Source organism: Pseudomonas sp. K5002 (genome assembly GCF_013386655.1).
In the GTDB taxonomy this organism is placed as follows: domain Bacteria; phylum Pseudomonadota; class Gammaproteobacteria; order Pseudomonadales; family Pseudomonadaceae; genus Aquipseudomonas.
Genome location: NZ_JACARK010000201.1, coordinates 1 through 8,757 on the forward strand (window position 1 = coordinate 1; position 8,757 = coordinate 8,757).

At 60.8% G+C, this 8,757-nt stretch carries 5 protein-coding genes and 1 pseudogene; 1 reads left to right on the forward strand and 5 read right to left on the reverse strand.

Annotated elements, in window-relative coordinates:
• The 5 genes and pseudogenes from HX846_RS11265 to HX846_RS11285 form a co-directional block, all read right to left on the reverse strand.
• A pseudogene (locus HX846_RS11265) lies at positions 1 to 1,753 on the reverse strand (helix-turn-helix transcriptional regulator); the annotation flags it as partial.
• Positions 1,754 to 2,062: 309 nt separating this feature from the next.
• Entirely contained in the window at positions 2,063 to 3,427 is a 1,365-nt protein-coding gene (locus tag HX846_RS11270; protein WP_003216172.1) for a DUF1329 domain-containing protein, read from the reverse strand.
• A gap of 43 nt (positions 3,428 to 3,470) precedes the next feature.
• Positions 3,471 to 5,333 carry a DUF1302 domain-containing protein gene (locus tag HX846_RS11275; RefSeq protein ID WP_178965398.1) on the reverse strand — a complete coding sequence of 621 codons (1,863 nt, stop codon included), beginning with the start codon at positions 5,331 to 5,333 and terminating at the stop codon, positions 3,471 to 3,473.
• 331 nt (positions 5,334 to 5,664) lie between these two features.
• Entirely contained in the window at positions 5,665 to 7,347 is a 1,683-nt protein-coding gene (locus HX846_RS11280) for a fatty acid--CoA ligase (protein ID WP_134327311.1), read from the reverse strand.
• Positions 7,348 to 7,478: 131 nt separating this feature from the next.
• Positions 7,479 to 8,111: a LysE family translocator gene (locus tag HX846_RS11285; RefSeq protein ID WP_003216169.1), complete on the reverse strand. Its 633-nt coding sequence runs from the start codon at positions 8,109 to 8,111 to the stop codon at positions 7,479 to 7,481.
• 84 nt (positions 8,112 to 8,195) lie between these two features.
• Here HX846_RS11285 and HX846_RS11290 point away from each other — a divergent pair.
• On the forward strand, positions 8,196 to 8,757 hold a 562-nt coding region (locus HX846_RS11290; protein WP_306173113.1), incomplete at its 3' end, for an NAD(P)-dependent oxidoreductase.

The following is an 8,757-nucleotide window of genomic DNA, read 5'->3' on the forward strand; positions in this document are numbered from 1 at the left end:
CTTGCAAACGTTGCAGGCCCTGGCGCACTTCATCCAGCGACCGCAGGATCTCGCCACGGGCCTGCAGTACGCGCGCTCGGTCGTAATGGGCCAGCGCTTCAAACAATGGATTGCCGACCCGCTGCGCCAACTCCAGGGATTCGCGGTTCAGGCCGCGGGCGCGCCACAGGTCGGCGTCGACAATGGCCAGGTTGGACAGGGTCGACAGGCACATCAACCGCTGGCCATAGCGTTTGTGCGGCAGGCTTTCCAGAGCCTCGCTGCAATACGACTGGGTCAGCTCACGATCACCACGGCCCCGGGCAATAATCCCGCTGAGGGCCAGCCATTGCGCCAGCATCGACTTTTGCGCGGTGGCCGACGGGGCCGGTAAAAAACGGCTGAGGTGGCTGGCCAGTTCCTGCGCCGCATCCAGCTGGCAGGCCAGGCCCAACGCCCAGCTGTAGAGTACGATCAGGCGTGGCGTACTCATCAGCAAACTGTCGGGCAAGTCCATTTTCCAGCGCAGCAGCATGCCGACATTCTGCTCCGCCAGCAGTTGCTCTTCGGACAGGTTTTGCACCAGGTTTGCCGCCACATCCAGGTGACCCGCACGCAGCGCCTGCTCCACTGCCTCGTCGATCAAGCCCTGGGCATTGAACCAGCGGCAGGCCCGCAGGTGCAGGCTGGCTGCCGGCAACACGGCATTGCTCGCGCGCCGGGTGCGCAGCAGGTCGGAAAACAGATGGTGATAACGGTACCAATGGCCCTGCTCGTCCAGCGGCACCAGGAATACCTGGTGGGCTTGCAGGTAGCGCAGGATTTCCGTGCTGTCGTGGGCCTCGCGCACGGCGTCGCACAGCTCGCTGCAAAAGCGCTCCTGGGACGCGGTGTCGTAGAGGAACGCCTGGACTTCCGAGGGCAGGCAGTCGATGACTTCTTCGAGCAGGTAATCGCGGATCAGCCCTTCCCCGCCGTGCAAACCCTGGGGCAGCGTACCTTCGCTGCCGGCCTCGGAAGCCGCCAGCAGCCAGAAACGCAGGCCGGCCACCCAGCCTTCGCTGCGCCGGATCAGGTTATCCAGGGCTTCACCACGCAATGAACTGCTGTGGCGATCCAGCAGCGCCAGGGATTCGCCGTGAGTCAGGCGCAGGTCCTGCTCGTGCAGTTCCAGCAAATGCCGGGACAGGCGCAGTCGGGCCAGGTGCCAGTCGGGACGCTGACGGCTGGTGACCAGCACCAGCAGGCCGTCGGGCAGGTGATTGAGGAAAAATTGCAGGCAGCGGTCGAGTACCGGGCCCTGGGCCAGATGGTAGTCATCCAGCACCAGCAACAGCGGCGCCTGGGTCGACAGATGCACCGTCAGTTCATCCAGCAGGCCGTCGAGCCATTCTTCAAAGGCGAAGGGTTGGTGACGCTGGCGCATTTTCAGCAGGCCCAGGGATTGGGCGCCCAACTGCGGGAAGTATTGCTGCAAGCCGTCGAGCAGGCGTTCAAGAAAACGTCCCGGGTCGTTGTCCCGGGGACTTAGCCCCAACCACAGGCTTTGCCAGTGGGCCGGCAGGCTCTGGCAGAACTCCACCGCCAGCGAACTCTTGCCGAACCCGGCCGGGGCGCTGACCAGCAACAGACGCCCGGCCAACCCTTCACTCAGCCGTTCGCACAGGCGCGGTCGCAACACGTAGCCGTCAGGCAGTGGGGGTCGATAGAAGCGCCCTTCCAGGGTCGGAATCACCGCGCTGGCAGGCCCTTGAATTCGGGACAGATCAGTCATCGCCGGGCTCTTGTAGAAGGCTGTTGTCGGCATTGCAGATGTCCGCAGACTAGCGGTAAAAGCGGCAGCTTTGTAGATCTTTGCAACATTTGTCTGAAAAAGACTACAACAAAAAATATCCGGACTTCTTCTGTAACGACCGACACTCTGTGGCGAGGGAGCTTGCTCCCGCTGGAGTGCGCAGCGCTCCCGTTTTTGGGGCTGCTACGCATCCCTGCGGGAGCAAGCTCCCTCGCCACAGTGGTCCGGCAAAAAAAAGCCCCGAACCAGTCGGGGCTTCTTCGAGGATGCGGCCTCGTTTACAGCAAGTTAGCGAACACCATCCTGGCGCAGGGCCGCCGGGGTGAAGTCGCTGGTGGTGGCGGTGAAGCCGAAGTCATAGGCCTGTTTCTCTTCGTTCTTCATGCCCAGGGCCAGGTAGCGGCCGGACTGCAGGTCGTAGAGGGTTTCGAGGGCGTACCACGGCACTTGCTTGTCGTAGTAGTTCTCGGCATGGGCTTCCGCCACGCGCCACAGCTGGCCACGACCGTCGTAGTGGTCGATGACCGCGGCTTGCCAAGTGTCTTCGTCGATGAAGAAGTCACGCTTGGCGTAGATATGGCGCTGGCCTTCCTTCAGGGTTGCAACCACATGCCACACGCGGCGCAGCTCGTAGCGCGCCAGGTCCTGGTTGATGTGGCCGGCCTTGATGATGTCGACATACTTGAGCTTCGGATCGTCAAGCTTGTAGCTGTTTTCGGCGATGTACAGTTCCTTCTTGCCTTCCAGTTTCCAGTCGTAGCGGTCCGGTGCACCGTTGAACATGTCGAGGTTGTCGGAGGTACGCAGGCCGTCGGCGGCGGTACCCGGGCCGTCATACGACACTTGCGGTGCCCGGCGCACACGACGCTGGCCGGCGTTGTAGACCCACGCCGAACGCGGCTCTTTCACCTGGTCGAGGGTTTCGTGCACCAGCAGCACACCACCGGCCAGACGTGCCGGCGCAGTCACTTGCTGCTTGAAGTAGAACAGGATGTTGCCCGGGTTTTTCGGGTCGTAGTCCTTCATCTTGTCGCGGAACACGAACTGATCACGGAAATACACCAGGCTGAACGAGCCGTTGGTTTGCGGCGTGGCCTGGGTCACCAGGCGGGTCACGCTGCCGCCGCGATAGCGGGTGATGTGGTTCCAGATCACTTCAACGCCGCTTTTCGGAATCGGGAACGGTACGGCGGTTTCAAAGTTTTCCAGGCCGTTGCCGCCGGACACCAGGTTGGTGCTGGTGGCGTTTTTCTTGATGGCGGCGAACACATCAGCTGGCACCGTGGCGCCGCGATGGGTCGGGTAGACCGGCATCTTGAAGGTGTCGGGGTAGCGCTTGAACATCGCGTACTGCCCCGGTGCCAGCTTGTCCTTGTACTGCTCGACGTTCTGCGCGGTGATTGTGAATTGCGGTTGTTCGTTGGCGTATGGGTTGGCGAGGAAGCCACGGGCATCCACGGCACCGGCGTTGGTGGGCAGCGGCGACCATTTAGGGATGGTGCCGGCCGCGTTACCGGCCATTTCAGCGCCCATCGGGGTCAGGGTCGTGCCGAGCTTGGCGGCTTCATCCGCCGAGACCGCCGCCATGACGCTACCCGCCATGATCGACAGCCCCAGCACACCCACCTGCAACAGATTTTTAGTTATTTTCATGTTCTGGTTCTTCCTTAAAACATACTGTTTAAAGAGAGTGTGCTTAGAAGTTCACGCCAACGCTCAAGGCGACAAAGTCGCGGTCGTCCACGGTGCTGTAGTCGCCACCAAAGAAGTTGGTGTAGGCCAGGCTCGCGGTGTAAGTGTTCTGGTACTCGGCGTCCAGCCCGAGGCTGATCGCCTTGCGGCCTTCCTCGAAGTTACCGCCAGGGCCAGGCGAGTAACCCTTAACGTCATGGGACCAGGCCACGTTGGGTTTGAGGTTGACGCCGGCAAACACATCCGGGTATTCCCAGATCGCACGGCCACGGTAGCCCCACGAAGTTGCAGTAGTGAAGCCGTCGTTGTTGCAACTGGTGTTCAGGCCGCTGGCATTGGGAAGGCCAGCACCTTGGGCGGTAGAGTTGTTCAATGCCGCACACGCGCCGTTAGGCAGGGTACCCGGGCCAAACACCGGATCACGGCCATAGCGAACCTTGGACTTGCTCTCCAACCCGCCGACATAGGTCATACCGACTTCGCCCACCAGCGTCAGGCGGCTGGCGCCCATGACCTGGTCAAAGAAGTGGGTGAACGTGGTTTGGAGTTGAGTGATTTCCTTACGGCGATAACCATGCAAATCCTGGCCTGGTACACCGCTTAACAACGAAGCATCCTTGAGCACCGGGAAGCCCAGAGGGCGAACGCCGGCAAACAGGATGTCGGTGGAGTTCAACTGCACAGGCGCGTTGGGCCGGTAGCTCAACTCGCCGCTCCATGCCGTGCCGGTAGGCAACGTGGTGGAGAAACTCAAGCCAAAGAGGTGGATGTCTTCCGGATACTCAACGAAGTATTGCGAGTTGCCCGCCACCACCAGTGCAGCTGCCTGACCCAAAGGCCTGGCTCTGTCGTAGACCGACTGAGGCGCGCCAGTTGCACTGAAAATCGGCGCACGGCTGTGGTAGTTCATGTAGTAGGCGCCGAACTCGGTGTCCAGCGGCTCAAAGTTGTAGTGCATTGCGACGCCGTATTGGCCGCCGTCACGTGCGTTACGGTTCGGACCGCGGCGCACCAGGACGCCCTCGTCATTAACGTCGACGCCCAAGGCGGCCAAGCTCGGCAAAGCGGCCGGGTTGATCGTGGAACGCTTGTTCAACACCCGCAAATTATCGTTACAGCCGGTGGTAATGATGTCGGGCTGCGAGAAAAACGTGCCGCAGTTATCGGTCACGGTCTTGTCCCAACCGATCTGATAGAAGCCTTCAGCCGACAGGTTGTCGGTCAGCGTTTGCGACAGGTAGAACATGTTGACCGGAATCAGGCCCTCCTTGATCTCGGCTCCCGGACGACGGAATGCAGCCACGTCGATCGGGTTGATGGCGTTGATACCGCCACCAATGAACGTGCTCTCACCCCAGCTCACTACCTGCTTGCCCAACCGTACGGAACCCGGTTCATCACCAATCGAGTAGTTGTGGTAGACGAAGGCGTCGAGAATCTGCCCGCCGGAAGATCGGGCGCCTGTTGGGCGGTTGTTGTCGCTGATGTTCTTGAAATCGAGGTCGTCGTCTTTAAGCTTGAAGTCATACCAGTACTTGCCCCGGACAAACACGCCGGTGTCGCCGTATTTCAACTCAAGGTCATGAATGCCTTTGAAGATCTTCGAGAAGGAATCACCCTTGTCGAAGTTCAGGTGACCGTCATCCGAGGTTTGCGACAACCCCCTGCCACCGTTGTTGGCACCGATCAGGTCTTTATTGCGACCCGCCGTCGACCAACTGGCCCCGACCGACAGGGACGAGTCGAAGCTGCCTTCGATTTCACCGATGTTGAAACTGACGCCGAATGCGGGCCCGGCGAGCGTAGAGGCGAGGCTGACGGCCAAAGGCAGTTTTGCCCGGCGCCAGAACTGGTGTGCTGAGATCATCGACGCTACTCCATGTGCATTATTGTTATGGCAGTGAGTCGTTTCTAAGGGCTTGTAACGGCCGGAATACAACGATTCCAATGCCGGGCGAACAGATGAACCCGCCAGGTTCACAGCACCGCACCTTGAAAAACTCTGGGATGGACTATAGCCAGCAGGGGGTAGCGCTTGATCCCTCTAAAGTGTGATTTGCATCACCAACCCGTCTGCCACAGTCCTTTTCGCCATGCTGACGAAGGTCAGCGACGGAAGGATGGCTGAAAATTGGCAAATCACAAGTGAAGGCTTGGACTAGAGCGCTGCCGTGCCCGCGAGGGCACGGCAAGCAGCGTCAGAGGGTGGAGAGGAAGGTGCTGTTGTTGGCCTGCCATTCAATGATGTCGATACGGATACGTTTTTTGTCGAGCTTGCCGACACTGGTCTTGGGAATTTCCGTAACAACGGCGATCTGGCTTGGAATCGCCCACTTGCTCAGGTGGCCCAATTCCACGAATGGCTTGAGATGTTCCTTGAGCTCCTTGGCCCCTATCACATGGCCATCACGCACCACCAGCAACGCAAACGGGCGCTCACCCCACTGCGGGTCGGCAATCCCCACCACCGCTACTTCGCGTACCGCCGGGTGGCGGCTGACCAGGTCCTCAAGGGCCAGCGAGGAGATCCACTCGCCGCCGGTCTTGATCACGTCCTTGATGCGGTCGCGAATATCGATCACGCCGAAGGCATCGAGGGTGGCCACATCGCCGGTGTGCATCCAGCCGCCGGCCCACAACTCGGCGCCCTTCTGCGGCTCGTTGAAATAGCCTTCGCTGAGCCATGGCGCGCGCAGCACCAGCTCGCCCTGGGATTCACCGTCGGCGGGCAGGAAGTTGCCCTCGCCATCGATGATCGCCGCTTCCACCAATGGCCCGGGTACGCCGGCCTTGATGCGGTAGGTGGTGCGTTCGTCTTCGGTGCCGGCCATCAGTTCTTCATTGAGGTGGGCACAGGACACCAGCGGCCCGGTCTCGGACATGCCGTACGCCGCTGTCAGTTGGATCCCGCGGGCCTTGGAGGCTTCATACAGTGAGCGATTGAGGGCGCTGCCACCGATGACGATTTTCCAGCCGCCGAAATCCACGCCCTGGCCGGCCTTGGCGTTGAGCACCATTTGCAGGATGGTCGGCACACAATGGGAGAAGGTGACCTTCTCCTTGCGCCACAGCTCCACCAGGTATTCGGGGTCGTAGCGGCCTGGATAAACCTGCTTCAGGCCGAGCATGGTCGCCACATACGGCAGGCCCCAGGCGTGCACGTGGAACATCGGAGTGATCGGCATGTAGACGTCGTTGGTGCCCAACAGCCGCACGCTGTCGACGCTGCCCATGATGGTCGCCACGCCCATGGTGTGCAGCACCAGTTGGCGGTGGGTGAAGTACACGCCCTTGGGATTGCCCGTGGTGCCGGTGGTGTAGAAGGTGGTGGCGACGGAGTTTTCGTCGAAATCCTCGAAGTCATAGCGGGGGCTCGCCGCCGCCAGCAACGTTTCGTACTCACCCACGAGGTTGGGCAGCTCGGCGGTTTTGTCCGCGCCGTCGGTGAGCAGCAGGGTTTTGTCGACGGTGGTGAGGTGGCCGGCGATGGCCTGGTAGAGCCCCACGAACTCGCTGTTGACCAGCACAAAGCGGTCCTCGGCGTGGTTCATGGTGTACAGAATCTGTTCCGGGGACAGGCGCACGTTGATGGTGTGGATTACCGCACCAATCATCGGGATGGCAAACATGCATTCCAGGTAGCGATGGCTGTCCCAGTCCATCACGGCCACGGTATCACCGGCCTTGACCCCGGCCTCGGTCAGCACATTGGCCAGGCGGGCGACGCGCTCGATCAGGGTCGGATAGGTGTAACGCAACTGGTCGCGGTAGACGATTTCCCGGGTCTTCTCGTAGCGTGTCCCGGACATCAACAGGCGTTTGATCAACAGCGGGTATTGGTAGGCGCCTTCGGCGGGCGGGATAACACGAGTCTGCAACATACGAATCCCTTATCTGACTGCACGGTCTTGGCTGAAACATCTGCACTTTAGAGCGCTTATGTTTCAGCCAAATCAGCCAAAGGAATGATTTGCAGCACCCAATGAATGCTAGCTTTGAGCCAGCATCCGGCTTATTTCATGCTGGTAAAGGCCAGCTTCACACCGATGGCAATCAGCACCGCGCCCATGGTGCGGTCGAACCAGTGGCCCATGCGTGCAAAACCGGCGCGTACACGTTGCTGGCTGAACAGCATGGCCACCAGGCAAAACCAGATCGCGGTCGCCACGGCCAGGTACACGCCGTAACCGGCCTGGACCGCCAACGGCGTGTGGGGATTGATCACCACGGTGAACAGCGACAGGAAGAACAGCGTGGCCTTGGGGTTCAAGCCGTTGGTGACAAACCCTGAGGTAAACGCACCACGGGCAGTGCGCTCGCCCGCTTCCAGGTGCAGGTCTTCTTCACTGGCAGGCTTGGCCGGCTGGGCGCGCAGGGCCTTGAAGCCGATGTACAGCAGGTAGGCCGCCGCCGCCCATTTCAGCGCATTGAACAGCACGATGGACTGGGACACGATCAAGCCGATGCCCAGCAGCGAATACCCCACGTGCAGGAAAATCGCCGAACCGACGCCCAACGCCGTCCAGGTGCCGGCCCGTCGGCCATGGGTCACGCTTTCACGTACCACCACGGCGAAATCCGGGCCAGGGCTGGCCACCGCCAACAGGTGAATCAGTGCCACGGTCAAGAACTCGGTGAGGTACATGCACACTCCAGGAAGTAACTGATTATTTCATCTGATAGGCTCGGCAGATTACGCCTTCGAATCCCGCCGCAAAAGGTACAGTTGATGACGAACAATCGCCGCGCCGTCTTCCTTGATCACCCTTCCCTGGACCTCGGGGACTTGGACCTCAGCGGGTTGCAGGCACTCTTCAGCGAACTGAGCCTGCACCAGCAGACCACACCCGAAAACATTATCGAACGCCTGCAAGGCGCGCAGGTGGCGATCAGCAACAAGATCGCGCTGAATGCCGAGACCCTGGCGGCCTGCCCCGAGCTGAAGCTGATCCTGGTGACCGCCACCGGCACCAACAACGTCGACCTCGCTGCCGCCCGCGCCCACGGCGTTACCGTGAGCAATTGCCAGGGTTACGGCACGCCATCGGTGGCGCAGCATACGATCATGCTGCTGCTGAACCTGGCGACGCGCCTGAACGACTATCAACGGGATGTGCAGGCGGGGCACTGGCAACAAGCCAAGCAGTTCTGCCTGCTGGACTATCCGATCGTCGAACTGGAAGGCAAAACCCTCGGGCTGCTGGGCCATGGTGAATTGGGCGGTGCCGTTGCGCGCCTGGCTGAAGCCTTTGGCATGCGCGTGATCCTGGGTGCGATTCCAGGCCGCCCGG